We start from the raw sequence: 16,176 nt of genomic DNA on the forward strand, positions 1-16,176 counted from the left end.
AGCCCCGCTTACTGAGCGGGGCTTTTTTTATTCAGGCCAAGCGGCGGCGGAAAAGAGGTTGAGGCTGGTCAGCTGCGGCCTGATAGGTCACGGTGAAGTCGTCCAAGCCAGCCAGGGCAGTTTCCGGATCGCGATCAGCGCGAATAGCATACGCATCAAATCCGCAGCGCTGCATAAAGAACAGCTGATCTTGCAGTACATCGCCTATGGCGCGCAGTTCGCCTTTGTAACCAAAGCGCTCGCGCAGCAGTCGTGCATAAGAGAAGCCGCGACCGTCAGTGAATGCTGGAAAGTTGATGGCGATGACCTGGAAGTGTTCCAGCGCGTCGGCAATGCTTTCAGGCTCTTCATCGCTGTCCAGCCAAACGCCAAGGCCGCCATCGCGTAAGGTAAGGGCGTGGCCATGCTCAAGCCACAAGTTGGCTGGAACGATAACGCTGTCACTGTTTGGCACGTCTTCGAAGGCCGTTTCCTTGGGTAGCAGGTGCCAGTTATCGTTGACGACTTGGCGTCCCTTAATGATTCTTTGCATAGACGCGCTCCTTAAAGGGTTCGATGCCAACACGGCGGTATGTATCGATAAAGCGCTCGTCTTCGGTACGCTGTTCAACATACACGGCAATTATCTTTTCAATTACATCAGGCATGTCGTCCTGAGCAAAGGAAGGGCCCAGGATTTTAGCCAGGCTGGCGTCACGCCCGGCGTAACCACCTAAGGAAACCTGGTAAAACTCTTCACCTTTTTTATCTACACCCAGAATACCAATATGTCCGACATGGTGATGACCGCAAGCATTCATGCAACCGGAGATATTCAAGTCGATTTCGCCGATATCGAACAGGTAATCCAGATCATCGAAGCGGCGTTGGATGGATTCGGCGACCGGGATTGATTTAGCGTTGGCCAAAGAGCAGAAATCACCGCCCGGGCAGCAAATCATATCGGTCAACAGGCCGACGTTTGGCGTCGCGAAGCCCTGCTCGCGTAGTTCACCCCATAAGGTAAACAGTTGATCCTGGCGAACATCGGCCAGAATGATGTTTTGAGTGTGGGAGGTACGCAGTTCGCCGAAGCTATAACGATCAGCCAGATCGGCAGCAGCATCGAGTTGTTTGTCTGTAATATCGCCAGGTGCAGTACCGGTCGGTTTGAGCGACAGGGTAACTGCTACATAACCAGGCTTCTTATGGGCAAATGTATTGCGTGAACGCCAGCGGGCAAAGCCAGGGTGTTCAGCGTCAAGGCGTGCCAATGCGTCGGACTGGTCTTGTAAAGTCTCATAGGCAGGATCAACAAAGAACTTAGAGACGCGCTCGATTTCTGCTTCGATTAGGGTGTTCGGACCATCTTTAAGATAAGCCCACTCCGCCTCGACCTTTTCGGCAAATACTTGCTCACCTAGTGCTTTTACCAGAATCTTGATCCGCGCCTTGAACTTGTTGTCACGACGGCCGTAACGGTTGTAAACGCGCAGGATGGCTTCCAGGTACGTCAGTAGATGCTGCCAAGGAAGAAACTCGTTAATGAACGCGCCGACATAAGGCGTACGGCCTTGACCGCCGCCGACCAGTACACGGAAACCTAGTTCGCCTGCTTCGTTACGAACGGCTTCAAGGCCGATGTCATGTACTTCTATCGCCGCGCGGTCCCGCTTGGCGCCATTAACAGCAATCTTGAACTTGCGGGGCAAGTGGGCAAACTCAGGGTGGAACGTCGACCACTGACGGATAATTTCACACCAGGGACGCGGGTCGATGATTTCGTCCGCCGCTACCCCTGCAAACTGGTCGGTGGTCGTGTTGCGAATACAGTTGCCGCTGGTCTGGATAGCATGCATCTGGACGGTGGCAAGCTCAGCCAGGATGTCCGGAACGTCTTCCAGATCCGGCCAGTTGAACTGGAAATTCTGGCGAGTACTGACGTGTGCGTATCCCTTGTCATAGTCGCGAGCGATCTGAGCCAGTTTACGAACCTGCTTGGTATTAAGCAGACCATAAGGCACCGCAACTCGCAACATAGGGGCGTAGCGCTGGATATAAAGACCGTTCTGCAAACGTAGAGGGCGGAATTCCTCGCCAGAAAGCTCCCCGGCCAGGTAGCGGCGGGTCTGGTCGCGAAACTGCTTGACGCGCTCCTCTACGATCCGCTGGTCGTATTCGTCGTATACGTACATTAAAAATCCTGCTCAGGCTAAGGCTATGCGCACAGCTGTGCGTTCTTATCACATGCAGGAAAGATAACAGGCCACGTATATGCTTAAAAGTGATGTTTTTTTATATAAAAATCAGTTTTGACGATAAGGTTAGGGTGTTGAGATGTATTTGCAACAATGCTGCTTATCAAGCACTCATTACTAGGCAGAGATCGGTGGAATAGAGATAAGTCGCCTTGTAAAGGGAAGGCTATATAGGGCAACCCTGCAATAGTTCTTAAATAGGATCGAGATTGCGTTGGCCAGATGTATTGTCAGGTTACGCAACGCGTATAGATCAGTGCGTTATCCCTGCTACCACAAGCTATGCGCAAGTGGATATTTGAGAAGAGCTAGTTTTTTGAATGCGAGGGTATCAACGCAGCCGATCATAAGATCGGCATGCAGTCGTAGCAGAGTATTCAGGGAAAGAAGGCTGATTAGCTTCAGCTATCGAAAAGTCGTTTGAATTCAGTCCATAAACCTAGGGAAAAATCAGGGAAAAGGTTGATGCCCAAGGCGGATTTAATCAAATACAGAATGACCAAGCCGCATCCGACGCAAAATACTAGGAACACGGCCATAGCAAATGCCTTGGCTATCGAAGACAGTTCTTCCTGGACGCGACTCCGCTCCCGCTTGTTGCGTCCCGCTAGAAAAACGAAGTAATAGCGCCAGCTCCAGAGTCTAAAGGTGCCTCGCAGGTCTACTGAATGCTGCCCCCAGCGGCGGGCACCAAAGGCGATTTTTAGCGCTTCGAGTTGCTCGTTACTGAACGAGTCTTGAAGATCACTCGGCAAGCGCTCTTTCAGGCCAATAACGAAAGGGTCTTGCTGGATATCCTGCTGTTGCATTCTACTACTTCCTGTCTGCCGCTGCGCGTAATCGGTTGGCATAAGCTAAAAGGCTGGTCAGTCTTTTAGAGATGCATTACCTGGCATATATCGACACATGGCTAGCTATCTTTAATGAAAAAGGTTTGATGAAGGCCACAGTAATGAGGCCTTGCCCAAGTGTCTCTGCTTGAATAAGGCGAACCGAGGTATGGATAGGAAATGTATTCTAAAGGAAAGATGCTAACGGCTAGCACAGTGTACGGCTTGGCGTGTCAGGATTGATGCGTACGTCTTAACAATGGACGTGTGTCAATGATTTGAATGGCACGTGCCCGCAATTGGCCACAGCCGCCTTCAATATCCTGGCCAGCTGAGTTACGTACCTTGGTGAGTACGCCACGGCTATGCAGGTAACGCACGATCTCGACGATACGGTCGCCGCTAGGGCGCTGATAATCATCTATTTCAAGGCTGTTATAAGGGATCACATTCAAGACGGCGTATTTGCCTTTAAGCAGGCGCAGGATGCCGTCTAGTTCGGCCTGCGTATCGTTGATGCCAGCCAGCAATGTCCACTGATACTGAATCGGGTAGCCAATAGTCCGGGCATAAGTTTCTCCCAGCTCAACCAACTCTTCCGGATCAATGCGCGGTGCGCGCGGTAGCAGCTGCTGGCGCAGGTCAGCACGAGTCGTGTGCAGGGAGAGGGCTAGGGCCGGTTTGACGTGCTGCTGGGGCAAGCGTTCGAACACACGGCGGTCGCCTACTGTAGAAAACACCAAGTTACGGTGGCCAATACCACCGTCTGTGCCGAGTAGATCAATCGCCTCTAGTACATTGTCAAGATTATGTGCCGGCTCGCCCATACCCATGAAGACCACTTTTTTGACTGGGCGGAAGCGGCGAGCCAATGCCACCTGGGCGACGATCTCGGCACTACCTAGCTGGCGCAGCAGACCGCTTTTGCCTGTCATGCAGAACACACAGCCTACTGCGCAACCAACCTGACTAGATACACAAAGACCATCACGCGGTAGCAGAACGCTTTCTACCATTTGCCCATCGGCCAGCTCGACCAATAACCGGGCAGAACCATCGGCGGCCGGATGCTCCGAGCGCAGGCGCGCCAAGCCCGTTATTTCGTCAGACAGATTTGCCAGTCCTTCACGAACGCTAAGGGGCAGAAAGTCCTGGGCTTTTTGGTGACGTGTGCCAGTATCAAGCGGCAAGCCTTTCAGCCAGGCGCGACAGACTCGCCCGATATGTAAAGGCTTGGCGCCGAGGTCGGCAAGGCGTTGATGAATATCGTGGATTCGCATGGGGCGCGGATGGTATCACTCGGTGCGCATGGTATCTATCGGCAAGATGAGCCAGACAATCCGGTTGATCAGCCTCGAACACGTTGCGTCAGGCCCTTAAGAAAGTTTCGTAACAGTTGGTCGCCGCATGTACGGTAGTTGCTGTGGCCGAACGTCCGAAATACAGCACTGAGCTCTGCTTTAGCGATAGGAAAATTTACCGATTGAAGGATATTCCTGATGTCGTCTTCCTTGAGCTCAAAGGCAACGCGCAGCTTTTTCATCACAAGATTGTTGGTAACAGGCAACTCAAGAGGACGAGCGGGGCGGCTCTCATCCTTGCCTCGCAGATGAAAAATCAGGCCGTCCAAAAAGTGCACCATGATCTCGTCAGGGCAGGGGAGATATTCAGGCTCGTCGTCTTTCTTAAGATACGCCTTTATATCGGTCAGGCTGGCGTCACAATCGGCCAATTTGAGAATATCAACGACGGAGGCATCATCGATATCCAGCATATAGCGCACGCTTCGTAATACATCGTTATTTAGCATAGGTATTTCCAGTTAGGACAGCGTCGCTGTTTGGGTCGGTAAGAGCTAGAAGCGCTCATGGGAGGACAGATAACGCCATTGTCCGGCAGGAAGCTTACCCATAGGCACGCCACCGATCCGAATGCGTTTCAGGGTTATTACCTGCAATCCGATGCTTTCGCACATCTGCCGGATAATGCCCGGCGCTGGATTTTTCATGGCAAAACGCAAACGGGTTTCACTCTGCCAGCTTACCTTGCAGGCGGGTAATGTGAGGCCTTTATGAGTATGGCCGCGCTTGAGGCGCTCAAGGCCATTAGTTGCCGTTTCACCACGTACCTCTGCTACATATTCCTGTTCGAGCTTGGCCGCATCGTCAGTTAGCTTGCGGAGCGTGCGCCAGTCCTGCGTGAACAGGGTGAGTCCTTGTGCTCCAGGCTGAAGAGGAAGGCTTGTGTTAAGGCGGGCAAAGTGCCCTTTAAGGACGCGCTTCTGTGCGGGATCTTCAGACCAATGCGTGTCGGGTCGGAGGAGTTGCAGTAATGCGTCGGGGCCCTCTATTGCGCCACTAGGCTGATGCAATATTAGTGTGATGGGCTCCAAGGGGGTCGCGCTGGCGCCCGGAAGCAACTCCACCGTTTCGGACTGCACCTTATATTGTGGTTCATCTACGATGCGTCCATCGACCGTAACCCAGCCTCCTTCGATGTACAGCTCGGCTTCTCGGCGAGAGCAGCCGGTAAGCGCTATCAGGCGTTTGGACAGGCGAATGGGATCGGTCATGGGAGGTGCACTGTTGAAAAAAGGGCCGTCAGTGTAACTGTAGTACCTGCAGAGGACAGGTTTTTATGAAAAAGATCCTAAACGCTTTTTCATTGTCTACTAACGGGAGCGCAAGCTAGGCGAGGCTAGTCAGTTGCCCGGTTTTGCTTAAGCGGAGCCTGGAAAAATCCTCCGCTAGAAATAAATGCCCTTCATAACAGGCAGCAGCCTCGTTTCGCAGATCCTCAAGCGACAATCCCTGGTTGGTAGCGGTTTGATAGCGTGGGCTGAAATGGGTCAGCACTAAGTTAGGCAAGCCAGTTGCCTGGGCAAAGGATGCAACGTCCGCGGCGGTACTATGGCCTACGTCCTTGCCGGCCTTGGCAGCGATTTCCTGCGTATAAGTGGCCTCATGAATGAGCACCTGAGCGCCTTGGCAAGCATTACTTAAAAGGCCAGGCCGGTCGTTGTCGCCACCTATGACAAGGCAGCGGGGGGCATTGCGGAAAAGAAGGTAGTCGCTACTCCTGAGTGTGCGGCCATCATGTATTACATCGATTCCTTTTCTAAGTTGCCCCCAAAGTGGTCCGCGAGGAATGTGTTCCCGAATAAGTTTTTCACTATCGAGGCTTGGCTCGGGCTGTGACTCATTAAAGCGGTAGGCAAAGGAAGGTACTCGGTGGGAAAGCGGTATCGTGTCGACTCGCCAGCGAGGCGTATCCCAATACGTCAGCGACTCGACTGCCACGAAAATCAACTCGAAGGGCAGGTACAGCTGGCTCATCTGCTGCGTTGCCATTATCCAATGTTCAATACCGGCAGGAGCAATGATCGGAAGCGGTTCCTTCCGGCCCAGCATACCCGCACTTGCAAGAAGCCCGGGGAGGCCATAACAGTGATCACCATGGACATGTGTGATGAATATTGCCTGCAGGTCATGTAGCGACAGGGAGGTATGCAGGAGCTGATGCTGCGTGGCCTCGCCACAGTCGATCAAGTACCATGCGCGTCCCACTTCCTCGATCAAGGCCAGTCCCGTCACGTTACGTGTTTTGGTAGGGGTTCCAGCCGATGTGCCAAGAAAAAGTATGTCCACAGTGCTTCTCGAAACTCAGATGAAAGAAAAAGCAGTGTTCCTGCGTATTGTAGCCAGGCGAGGCGCTATTGCTGCACGATACGAGTAATTGGCAGGACAGCAAAATCCGGTTGGCTATAGGTTTTACTGGCCAAGATGGTAGGCTGGCTAAAGTCATTACACCCACCTAAGGTATATCTAAATTGCCTATCTGAACGTTCAATGATTACAAGTGCTCATGTCTCGGTAAAATAGAGGCATAGCCTGAGCAATAACCAGGCGTGAGTCATAATTGTCTTATGACTCATCTTATGGAGCAGTCATGAAATTCATACACCAGCGCGAGCATCTTACTGAGGGCGATCTTGTCGTCATTGAGTCCTCGCAGATGTGCAATATCCGACTCATGAACGATGCAAACTTCCGTAGTTTCAAAAACGGCGGTCGTCATAGTTACCATGGCGGTGCATTCGATACGTTTCCTGCCAGAATTACCGTACCCAGTACCGGCTTCTGGAATATTACGATCGATACCGTGACGCGTCGGCCTATTAGCGTTACGCATAAGCCAAATCTTAAATATTCGATAAAGATTGTCCGCCGCTCGAGCTCGCCGTTCAGTTAAGAACCGCTGGCGGAGCATCAGGCAGGATACTTATGGCAGTTAGTACCTGCATTCATGTCAGGGGGCTGCAACGCTCAGCCCTAAATAAGGATGTGATAACTCAGTTAGCTAATGCCTGCTTGATAGAGAGCGCTCACGAGACAGGTAATGCACGTGTAGCATCGTCAAGCACGCCTGAGAAGGTTTTAAGAAAGATAGTTTGGCTCATGAGGGCAGAGCTTTCTCATCTTCAAGCGCACCCTCTAAAGGGAGGCATATTTCTGTAGAAGTCTCTCCGCTCCATGGCAGGGAGTCGAGTTCGTTTGTAACGGAAAGGTCATGCACGATGGAAAAAGTTTGGCTAAACGTGCCACACCTACGATGCGTGCCTGCATTGCTCGTTTTACAGTGAAGTGATGATTATTGCTGCCAACGACCGTAGTGGTCGTTGGCAGGTCTCTATGATCATCTAGCGGTTATTGAGTCCGGGTTACCCGCCATACGGTATTTGCCAGGTCATCTGCGACAATCAGCGCACCGCGTGGGTCTACGGTCACACCAACCGGCCGCCCCATCGTCTTGCCGTCAGCGGTGCGAAAGCCGGTGACGAAGTCAATGGGCTCGCCTGAAGGGCGCCCGTTGCTGAATGGTACAAACACCACCTTGTAACCCACCGGATTTTGACGGTTCCAACTGCCGTGCTCGCCAATGAAGACGCCTTCAGCGTACTCATCGCCCATGGCGGTCGTGGAAAAGTCCAGGCCGAGGGCGGCAACGTGCGACCCGAGGGCGTAGTCCGGTTTGATCGCTGCAGCGACCTTGTCTGGACTCTGTGGTCGTACACGATCATCGACGTTCTGGCCCCAGTAGCTGTAAGGCCAGCCATAAAAGCCACCCTCGCGTACCGAGGTCAGATAGTCCGGTACTAGATCAGGACCTAGTTCGTCCCGCTCGTTGACGACTGCCCATAACTGACCGGTCCCAGGCTGTATCGCCAGCGCTGTAGGATTACGCAGGCCGGTGGCGTAAGGTTTGTGAGCACCGGTTTCGGCACTGATCTGCCAGACCATGGCCCGATCAACCTCAGCTTCCATGCCTCGCTCGGTAATATTGCTGTTGGAACCGATGCCGACATACAGGAAACGTCCGTCGGGGCTGATGGTCAGCGCTTTGGTCCAGTGGTGGTTGATCTCTGACGGCAAATCGGTGATTTTGGCTGGCGGCCCGCTGGCTTTGGTCTGGCCCTCCTGATAGTCGAAGCGCACGAGCGCATCCTGGTTGGCTACGTACAGATTGCCCTCGAACAAGGCCAGACCGTACGGCGCATTAAGGTTGTCGGCGAACACGGTCTTCATTTCATAGGTTCCGTCGCCATCAGCATCTCGCAGCAAGGTGAGGCGATTACCACTTTTGACCGAAGTCGTACCCTTCGCTTTGATATAGCCAGCAATTACATCCTTTGGCTTGAGCTTTGGTGCATTGCCGCCTTTGCCTTCGGCCACGAGGATGTCCCCATTAGGCAGCACGAGGCTCTGCCGCGGGATCTGCAGATCGGTTGCAATGGCCGTGATCGTATAGCCCTGAGGCACCGTTGGCTTTTGATCACCCCACTGTGCAGGATCAGCAATCTTCATCTTGGGCAGTAAACCCCGCTGAGGGTCAGGAAGCTGAGGGTTGGCACCGTACGATGGGGAGCTATCTCCTTCGCCACCGCAGGCGCTTAGAAGCACCGATAGGGTCAGAACAGAGAGTGCGCGAATCTGTTTCATGCTTCACCTCTTGCGCGCAAGTTAGAGAGGCCTATCCAGGCCGCTACACAGGCTAGCAATGTGACTATCAGCGATAAAATCAGGCCAAAAGGCATAGTTGCCCAGGCGTCCTTGGCATGCTCCAGAGCATTAATGAAGCCAAGTGCCCATGTCACTACCAGGAGTAAAAAGTAAACTAGCGGGCGACCTTTTTTCTGGCTGGCTCGAATCAGATTAACCAGTGCGAACAGGATCGCTAGGCCACAGAAAACAAGACCTCCAGCGATCAGCCAGGAGGAAAAATTGTTCCATTGAATCTGGAAGCTACGAAAGTAAGCGATATCGCTTAACAGGGCGCCAAGAAACAGGGGAACGGTTCCAGCAAGCAGAATAGCGTGTAGCGGATGCGGCGTGGTTCGGTAGTTGCGGTAGGTGGTTGTGGTCACGGCGGAGTCCTCTTCGCTGGCGATCCTGGCCTGTGCCCGGTGCGAATGTGCTGGGCGCCAGGCTCGCTTTAACTGTGCATAAAAGGGATCGTATCGCTGGCGCATAGTTCACCCTGAACCGTTGGTAGCCAGTATCGGTGGGGTTAGAGGGGCAAAGTTGTTAGCCTTGGAATTGCTAAAGCAGGGCAGGGAAGTTACAGAAAGGCGGGCGATAAAGCGGCATCTGCTTAGAAAGCTTTCTGCCTCCTTCCATAGTCTTTTTAGCATTTAGGCAGAAAGCAGTTGCCTAGATTCGATAGATAAAGAAGGCCTCTATAATGTTTCCAACGCCGGGTTACTACCTGCTGAAAGCCAGTTCGTCATATGGCCGGCTTGGGATATGATGCACGCTCCAAAGCTGCAAGCTCAAATCAGGTTACTATGCCCGGCAACGCCCTTTATACCGACCTGTCGGGTTACTATGATCTCATGTGCGCTGATATTGACTATCGGGCGCAAAGCCACTGCATTCACAGGCTGCATCAGTTATTTGGGAACGCGGGGAGTAGGCATGTCGATCTGGCCTGTGGAACCGGACCGCATGTTCGGCATTTTATTGATGCTGGCTATCAGAGTTCTGGGCTCGATATCAATCAGCCCATGCTGGATAGAGCCTCCGCTCGCTGCCCTGAAGCCCGGTTCTCTTTGCAAGATATGTGTTGCTTCAAAGTAGATGAGCCAGTAGACCTCATTACCTGTTTTTTGTACTCCATCCATTACAGCGCGAGCATCGATAGGCTGAAAGCCTGTATTGCTAGCGTATATGGCGCTCTGGACGCTCATGGAGTTTTCTGCTTCAACGCTGTCGACAAGAACATGATCGACAACTATTCATCGCTATCGCACACCGCCAAGCACGTTGATGGCTTATTCAGCTTCAGTTCGGGCTGGAACTATAGTGGGGAGGGCGAACAACAGTCGCTGAAACTTCGTATCGAAAAAACGGCAGCGAATGAAACAGAAGTATGGCACGACGAACATCCCATGGTGGCTGTAAGTTTCGCCGAGTTGCAGGCGCTTTTGCAGCCGTACTTTGACGTTCATGTTCTTGAGCACGATTACGAAAAGATCATTCCTTGGAACAAAACGTCTGGAAACGCAATATTTGCCTGCATAAAGATTTGATGGGAAGGGGCCCTAGCAAAAGTGGGTCCATTGGAGTGACGGCTGAGAAGATTTTTTTAATCATTAACATTAATACAAAATTTTTTTCATAACGATGAAACTATAGGACAGACTTTAGCCCCCTACTGAGAGAGGCGAATGGTTTAAGGAACTAGTTAAAAGCTGAGCCAGCTTGAAATTTCTATCACAAATGGCTCGCGAATTGAATAAAGGTATGCTGCAAGAAATCCAGGAACTGTATGCTCAAGGCTAGAAAACATTAGAAGAATAATAGAGCCTGATAGGCATGTGATGTAAATCACTCGCGCTTCGATAAGGGAGATTAAGTCTGCTAGGTCTCGTTCCTTAGTCAGAAGGCAGCGCGCAGCGAAATACGTTGCTGGGATACTTAAAAGCGAGGCGGATAAAAAAACTTTAAAGTCGAGAGCTCTAAGCAATAGAAGATTAAAAAGATCCATTGGGATAATAAGAGTTAATAGCCAGTAGCCTACGAATTTAGGCCTGACTGAGATGGGCTTGATATGCTCCATTGAGCAAGTTCATGCCATTGTTGGGGCTGCTGATGATTTTAATTATGTCGCAGCGCACTTGGTCCTGAATACTACTTGAAAACTATTGAGAACTGCATCCTTGTCCCCGGCATGTACATGGTGGTGTTCCAAGCTGCCTCTCCACTTTTGTCATTACTTGCGCTGGCAGACCGTCAATAAATTGCCGTCCGGGTCCCTTAATGTTAGGGTTAAAACGCTTCTGACGTCTTCGATCTCTCTTACAATCTCTACATTATTTTCAGCGAGAAAGCTTCTTGTCTGATGAAGCTCGTCTATCCAAAAAAAGCATATTGGTTGTGACGAATTGATCACCGGTTTATGGCTATCAAGAATCACACCTAGAGCACCACGCATAGGAAGATCATAAATCTGCCCTTCATGGGATATAGTTTCCACAGGCTGCCCAAGCAGTCGGCTATACCACTCGACTGCCTGTCTCATGTCGCTGACAGGGATAAAGACACACCCGATTTTGTTTTCAATAGGGCTGTTGTTCATCCTTGTGTTCCTTCATTTGATGGGTTGCCTGCTCATACCTAGTAGAGCAAGCGCCCAACGTTAACGCCCAGGCACGGCGAGACCGTCGGCGGCAGCGCCTCGTTAGATGGATGCCTTTGCGCTCTCCAATACTTCTGAAACCATTCGAGCGCCGCCGCCCGCTTCGGGGGGGCGGCGCTCATAAGGAGCAAAGGCTAAACCTACGGCTTTGAGCAAGCTTTCAACAGGGCGACGCGAGCTTTAGGTCGAGCGCGGCGAGGGCCTGTAGCAGCTCGGCCGGGTCACTGGCCTTGGTAAGGTGCAGGTCGAAACCGTGTTCTAGGGAGCGGCGGCGATCCTCAGGTTGTCCGTAGCCAGAGAGCGCGATGAGGCGCGCTGATGCCGAGGCGGGCTGCTTACGCAGCTCCGTGGCAACTGCAAAGCCGTCCATTCCCGGCAGGCCGAGGTCACACACGACCGCGTGCGGCCAAAAGCGAGCTGCCGCCTCCACGCCGGCGGGGCCGGAATGGGCAACTTTAGTCTCGTAACCGTCGAGGCTAAGCAATTCTTGCAACACGGCCGCAGTATCTACGTTGTCTTCGATGATGAGTACTCGCAAACCGCCATTGTTTGACGAGCCAGCGTCATCATATTCAACAGACACTTGCTCCGTAGATGCCATCGTGAGCGGCAGCGTGAAGGTAAATCGAGAGCCGCGCCCCTCACCCTCGCTCTCCGCAGTAACCTCACCACGATGCATCTTCACCAGACTTGCCACGAGTGAGAGCCCAAGACCCAGACCGCCTTTGCTACGGGCAAGCGTTTGCTCTACCTGAGTGAAGGGCTTGAAAACATGCTCAAGCACGTCTTCCGAGATGCCGACTCCGTTGTCCTCAATGATCACGGCGGCATAACCGCTCTGTTCTCGTAACTCGACTCGAATGCGTCCCCCGCGGTTGGTAAACTTGACGGCGTTATGGAGAATATTGCTGGTAACTTGCGCCAGTCGGGTGCGGTCGCCATCGACATACAACGGTGCCTGATGAACATCAAGCTCGAACACGAGCTCCTGACGCTCAATATCGGCGCGACAGTCTTCGGTCACTTCAGTGACGAGCTGGTTAAGATCCAGGCACTCCGTACGCAGCTCGATCTTGCCACGCGTAATGCGGGAGACGTCCAGCAGGTCGTCGGCCAGGCGCGCGAGATGCTGAACCTGCCGTTCGAGGATCTCATGTGTGCGCGAGTTTTCACCGCCTCCCTTGCGCTGCTGGAGCTGCAACGCAAGACGAATAGCGGCCAGTGGGTTGCGTAGCTCATGGGCGAGTACTGCCAGGAACTCGTCCTTACGCTGATCAGCCAAGGCGAGTGCTTCGGCGCGCTCGCGCAGGGCGGCCTCGGCCCGTGCGCGCTCGATAGCGATTCCAGTCAGATGGGTGGCTACGTCGATCAACTGTTGCTCGACCGGCCCCGGCTCGCGCGGCTCGTTGTAATACATCGCAAAAGTGCCGAGCACGCTGCCGTCAGTGCTTGGGATCGGTATTGACCAACCGGAGCGTAGGTTATGTGCGCGTGCCAAGTCCCGGAATTCGGAAGTCCAGCGTGGGTCTGCCTCTATATCGGCCGAAATCACCGGCCCACGATCACGAGCGGCGAGTCCGCACGGACCAATGGGTGGGTTGATCGGTAACTCATGTACTTGGCAGTTGAATGTTTCGGGGAGCGAGGGCGCGGCGCCGCGCATGAGCAGCCCGTCCTCTAGCAATAGAACCGAAGAGCGCACGCCACTCGCCTGCTGGTCAATCAAGGTCGCCACGGCGGCGAGCACGTCATCGAGCGGCGCGGCGCGTGCAATCATTTCCAGGATCCGCTTCTGCCCAGCGAGCAGCGACCCAGTACGGGCCGCCTCGGCAACCGCAGAGCGCAGGTCGATCTCCGTCATGGCCGATGCGGCTAGATCACTCAAGTGTGCGATGTCTTCATCGCTCCATACCCGCGGCTCGTGATTGAGGACGCAGAATGAGCCCACGACGATGCCTTCCCCATTGGTGAGCGGTATTCCGACATAGGAGCGGAACCCGAGCAGAAGCATCGTTTCTAGCTCGTCCTCCCGCCCGCTGGCATCTTCGATGACTACCGGACGTCCAGACTCTACAACTTCGCGACAGGGCGAAAGGTGCATCTTTGGCACGCACCGCTGCGTTGCATAGGGTTCCGGAAATCCAATGGCGCTTTTTAAAAAGAAACTCTCGTCCCGCGGGACGGAGAGGGCTGCGGCACTAACCCCGAAAAAAGCCTTCGCCAAGCGAGTCAGACGGTCAAAGTTCTCTTCCGCTGGGGCATCGAGCAGCGCCGCCCGCTGAAGCGCGGCCGCACGGGTAGCCGCGCATCTATCGTCTGTATGCGTGTCGGGCATTATCAACTTGAACCATCCTCCAGGCGCCTGCGGGGGCAAGGCCCGCGGCTGAAACGAATTGCAGAACTACTGGCAGCAGCAGGGTTATTGTTTCTAACAGCCCGCTATATTAGCGGCCCCTGTATCAGATGTCCCTGCATATACCATGGATTCCGTCTGAAGCCGACAGTATGCGTCCGGTCAGCTAGCGTGGCTGGTCCGGATACTGTTTTTGTAAATTCAATATTGATATTCAACCGATGCGTTTCATTGCTTTTGCTTTCGGAACTATAAGCAGCTTTTACGCTAGGTACTGCTAGCAGCATTGGAAAGTATTTGCGGCTGGTGCTTAGGAAGTACCCCTGAATACCTACCGTTTGAATTAGCGGGCCGGCTTATACCGGTCCCGGTTGATGATGGGTTAGGTATCGGATGCGGCCAGAACGGTTTCAAACTTTTATGTCGATAGTTGGGGAATAGGCTGGTGATCTAGATTAGGGAGCTAACAGGAAGGTTCTCTCCATATTTATTGAAGAGTACTCCCTCAATTCAAAGATGTTCTGCTGCAATGCTTTGTTACCGACGGCTCTATGGTTTTAAAAAAGCTAAATTAGCACTGAAACCAATAAACACCACGCCGGTAACAGACTTTAGCCATTTAATAAAGTTGGCATTCGTTGCAAGCCCTTTCAGACGAGATAGTAGAAAGACCATAGCGGAAAACCAAACTAAATTGATAAAGGCATGCGTTGAGACTAGGAAGTACGCTTTGTAAATGCTATCGCCGGTAGCCAGGAATTGTGGAAACGCCGCCAGGTAAAACATAGATACCTTGGGGTTTAGCATATTAGTGAGAAAGCCCTCAGCGAATGCGCTACGAATGGATACGCTATTTCTCTTTTTAGAAAATGGCAGCTCTAGATTTTGCTCATTTTTAAAGGCAGCTGAAAGAGATTTAATGCCTATCCAAAAAAGGTATCCCGCTCCCAGTAGTTTAAGGATGAAAAAGGCTTGAGCGGATTGAACAAGAAGAACCGATATCCCGTATATAGATAGAGTTCCATGAATATAAAATGCTGCTACGAACCCCCATACGGCGGCCAATCCTGCTTTATGTCCAGACATGGGCACTGTTTTAGCTATCAATATTCCGTTTGGGCCTGGCGAAATCACAAGCAAGGTAGCTATAACAACAAAAGTCAGCAAATTCACAGTGACCATAGTTTTATCCCTGTTTGGTTTAGTAGCGCTAATGTTTCACCAGGTCACGCGCATTAGCGCGTCGGCTCCAGTATGTTGCTGGGCGAAGTAACCACTGAGAGAAACACCAACGTTACCGTCAGCACTAACGGTGGGATTATATAAATATTCTTAAACAGAAGTGCAGCAGCAATACCAGAAGCAAGACCACACTTGATCCAGAGTGGAACCTGGGAGAAGGGGCTTGGCTGACGTCGATACATGGCAAACAACGCACCCCAACCAAGGAGTCCGCCGGCAAGCTGGAGCAGCTGGACTGCCTTCCAAAGAAGCTGCGTTGATGCAGGAACCAAAGCAACCAAAGCTTCTTGAAGGGGAGGGCTACGACCAAGCAAGAAATCCAATGCGGCTAGGCACCACATTAGATAAAGCGGTAGGACTAAAAGGCTAAAGAGTGCCGCCAGCTTGGCTATTATTTGTACAGCAGTAATCAGAATAGTGTTCATGTTCTTCCTTGATTGCCGCTTAACGCTTGAATTAAGCCGCGCCGCGCCGCGAAGCGGCGTCGGCTTGGAGGCTGTAATGGACTCTCCCTGCACCATATTTCTTCTATAACACAGTGGTGACTGTTCGCTGGGAGAGGTGCGATGAAACGCATAGCGGTTGATTTGGCCAAGTCCGTTTACCAGGTTGCCGAGAGTGTTCAGGTCGGTCGGGTGGATCGGCGCAAGCGGCTCGACTCCAGGGCATTTGCACAATATGTACAGGAGCAGCTCGAGCCTGTCGAGTGGGTGATGGAAGCCTGTGGCACCGCTCACCATTGGGGCCGGTTGATGCAGGAGAAAGGACATCGTGTCGTGCTCTTACACCCTCGTTACGTGCGCCCGTATCGGCGACG

The 16,176-nt window shown here is 52.6% G+C and carries 15 protein-coding genes and 1 pseudogene; 3 read left to right on the plus strand and 13 right to left on the minus strand.

The features are described from left to right. Positions 1–31: 31 nt before the first annotated feature. The 7 genes from IQ22_RS14750 to IQ22_RS14780 form a co-directional block, all read right to left on the minus strand. A complete protein-coding gene (locus tag IQ22_RS14750) occupies positions 32–532 on the minus strand; it encodes a DUF934 domain-containing protein (RefSeq protein WP_145143306.1) in 501 nt (166 codons plus the stop codon). Beyond that, positions 516–2,174 carry a nitrite/sulfite reductase gene (locus tag IQ22_RS14755; protein ID WP_145143308.1) on the minus strand — a complete coding sequence of 553 codons (1,659 nt, stop codon included), beginning with the start codon at positions 2,172–2,174 and terminating at the stop codon, positions 516–518. Before IQ22_RS14755 ends, IQ22_RS14750 begins: the two co-directional genes overlap by 17 nt. A 464-nt stretch (positions 2,175–2,638) precedes the next feature. Next, positions 2,639–3,046, minus strand: a complete 408-nt coding sequence (locus tag IQ22_RS14760; protein ID WP_145143310.1) for a 3-phosphoshikimate 1-carboxyvinyltransferase — start codon at positions 3,044–3,046, stop codon at positions 2,639–2,641. Positions 3,047–3,300: 254 nt separating this feature from the next. Further along, positions 3,301–4,347, minus strand: coding sequence for an RNA methyltransferase (locus IQ22_RS14765; RefSeq protein WP_145143312.1), 1,047 nt, complete (start codon positions 4,345–4,347; stop codon positions 3,301–3,303). 68 nt (positions 4,348–4,415) lie between these two features. Further along, positions 4,416–4,877, minus strand: coding sequence for a YehS family protein (locus IQ22_RS14770; RefSeq protein WP_145143314.1), 462 nt, complete (start codon positions 4,875–4,877; stop codon positions 4,416–4,418). A 45-nt stretch (positions 4,878–4,922) separates the two neighbouring features. Further along, positions 4,923–5,639 (minus strand): rRNA pseudouridine synthase, encoded by a 717-nt coding sequence (locus IQ22_RS14775; RefSeq protein ID WP_145143316.1) that lies wholly within the window; start codon positions 5,637–5,639, stop codon positions 4,923–4,925. A gap of 115 nt (positions 5,640–5,754) precedes the next feature. Further along, positions 5,755–6,714 (minus strand): ribonuclease Z, encoded by a 960-nt coding sequence (locus IQ22_RS14780; protein WP_145143318.1) that lies wholly within the window; start codon positions 6,712–6,714, stop codon positions 5,755–5,757. A 301-nt stretch (positions 6,715–7,015) separates the two neighbouring features. On the opposite strand from IQ22_RS14780, the gene IQ22_RS14785 reads away from it, so the two are divergent. Beyond that, entirely contained in the window at positions 7,016–7,318 is a 303-nt protein-coding gene (locus IQ22_RS14785; RefSeq protein ID WP_145143319.1) for a DUF1883 domain-containing protein, read from the plus strand. Between the two features lie 455 nt (positions 7,319–7,773). Here the strand turns inward: IQ22_RS14785 and IQ22_RS14790 are convergent, their stop codons facing one another. Together IQ22_RS14790 and IQ22_RS14795 are read right to left on the minus strand one after the other, a co-directional pair. After that, positions 7,774–9,066, minus strand: a complete 1,293-nt coding sequence (locus tag IQ22_RS14790) for a PQQ-dependent sugar dehydrogenase (protein WP_145143321.1) — start codon at positions 9,064–9,066, stop codon at positions 7,774–7,776. Then, on the minus strand, positions 9,063–9,491 hold the full coding sequence (locus IQ22_RS14795) for a DUF2231 domain-containing protein (protein ID WP_145143347.1): 429 nt from the start codon (positions 9,489–9,491) through the stop codon (positions 9,063–9,065). The genes IQ22_RS14790 and IQ22_RS14795 overlap by 4 nt, the downstream gene beginning before the upstream one ends. Before the next feature lie 420 nt (positions 9,492–9,911). On the opposite strand from IQ22_RS14795, the gene IQ22_RS14800 reads away from it, so the two are divergent. Further along, positions 9,912–10,655 carry a class I SAM-dependent DNA methyltransferase gene (locus tag IQ22_RS14800; RefSeq protein WP_145143350.1) on the plus strand — a complete coding sequence of 248 codons (744 nt, stop codon included), beginning with the start codon at positions 9,912–9,914 and terminating at the stop codon, positions 10,653–10,655. 683 nt (positions 10,656–11,338) lie between these two features. Here the strand turns inward: IQ22_RS14800 and IQ22_RS14805 are convergent. From IQ22_RS14805 to IQ22_RS14820, 4 genes are all read right to left on the minus strand, one after another. Continuing rightward, positions 11,339–11,704, minus strand: a complete 366-nt coding sequence (locus IQ22_RS14805; RefSeq protein ID WP_145143323.1) for a VOC family protein — start codon at positions 11,702–11,704, stop codon at positions 11,339–11,341. A 220-nt stretch (positions 11,705–11,924) separates the two neighbouring features. After that, on the minus strand, positions 11,925–14,099 hold the full coding sequence (locus IQ22_RS14810) for a hybrid sensor histidine kinase/response regulator (protein WP_145143325.1): 2,175 nt from the start codon (positions 14,097–14,099) through the stop codon (positions 11,925–11,927). Positions 14,100–14,666: 567 nt separating this feature from the next. Further along, complete coding sequence (locus tag IQ22_RS14815; protein ID WP_145143327.1) at positions 14,667–15,299, minus strand: LysE family translocator; 633 nt, start codon at positions 15,297–15,299, stop codon at positions 14,667–14,669. 53 nt (positions 15,300–15,352) lie between these two features. Continuing rightward, entirely contained in the window at positions 15,353–15,784 is a 432-nt protein-coding gene (locus IQ22_RS14820) for a hypothetical protein (protein WP_145143329.1), read from the minus strand. 141 nt (positions 15,785–15,925) lie between these two features. On the opposite strand from IQ22_RS14820, the pseudogene IQ22_RS14825 reads away from it, so the two are divergent. Beyond that, positions 15,926–16,176 (plus strand): annotated as a pseudogene (locus tag IQ22_RS14825) (IS110 family transposase); the annotation flags it as partial.

The sequence above is a fragment of the Pseudomonas duriflava genome (assembly GCF_007830155.1).
Lineage (GTDB): Bacteria > Pseudomonadota > Gammaproteobacteria > Pseudomonadales > Pseudomonadaceae > Chryseomonas > Chryseomonas duriflava.

Excerpts from the sequence above, each read along its gene's own strand:
- IQ22_RS14815 (WP_145143327.1), bottom strand. The coding sequence starts at position 15,299 with ATGGTCACTGTGAATTTGCTGACTTTTGTTGTTATAGCTACCTTGCTT.
- IQ22_RS14800 (WP_145143350.1), top strand. The coding sequence starts at position 9,912 with ATGCCCGGCAACGCCCTTTATACCGACCTGTCGGGTTACTATGATCTC.
- IQ22_RS14790 (WP_145143321.1), bottom strand. The coding sequence starts at position 9,066 with ATGAAACAGATTCGCGCACTCTCTGTTCTGACCCTATCGGTGCTTCTA.
- IQ22_RS14760 (WP_145143310.1), bottom strand. The coding sequence starts at position 3,046 with ATGCAACAGCAGGATATCCAGCAAGACCCTTTCGTTATTGGCCTGAAA.
- IQ22_RS14810 (WP_145143325.1), bottom strand. The coding sequence starts at position 14,099 with ATGCCCGACACGCATACAGACGATAGATGCGCGGCTACCCGTGCGGCC.
- IQ22_RS14805 (WP_145143323.1), bottom strand. The coding sequence starts at position 11,704 with ATGAACAACAGCCCTATTGAAAACAAAATCGGGTGTGTCTTTATCCCT.
- IQ22_RS14765 (WP_145143312.1), bottom strand. The coding sequence starts at position 4,347 with ATGCGAATCCACGATATTCATCAACGCCTTGCCGACCTCGGCGCCAAG.
- IQ22_RS14785 (WP_145143319.1), top strand. The coding sequence starts at position 7,016 with ATGAAATTCATACACCAGCGCGAGCATCTTACTGAGGGCGATCTTGTC.
- IQ22_RS14775 (WP_145143316.1), bottom strand. The coding sequence starts at position 5,639 with ATGACCGATCCCATTCGCCTGTCCAAACGCCTGATAGCGCTTACCGGC.
- IQ22_RS14750 (WP_145143306.1), bottom strand. The coding sequence starts at position 532 with ATGCAAAGAATCATTAAGGGACGCCAAGTCGTCAACGATAACTGGCAC.
- IQ22_RS14820 (WP_145143329.1), bottom strand. The coding sequence starts at position 15,784 with ATGAACACTATTCTGATTACTGCTGTACAAATAATAGCCAAGCTGGCG.
- IQ22_RS14755 (WP_145143308.1), bottom strand. The coding sequence starts at position 2,174 with ATGTACGTATACGACGAATACGACCAGCGGATCGTAGAGGAGCGCGTC.
- IQ22_RS14770 (WP_145143314.1), bottom strand. The coding sequence starts at position 4,877 with ATGCTAAATAACGATGTATTACGAAGCGTGCGCTATATGCTGGATATC.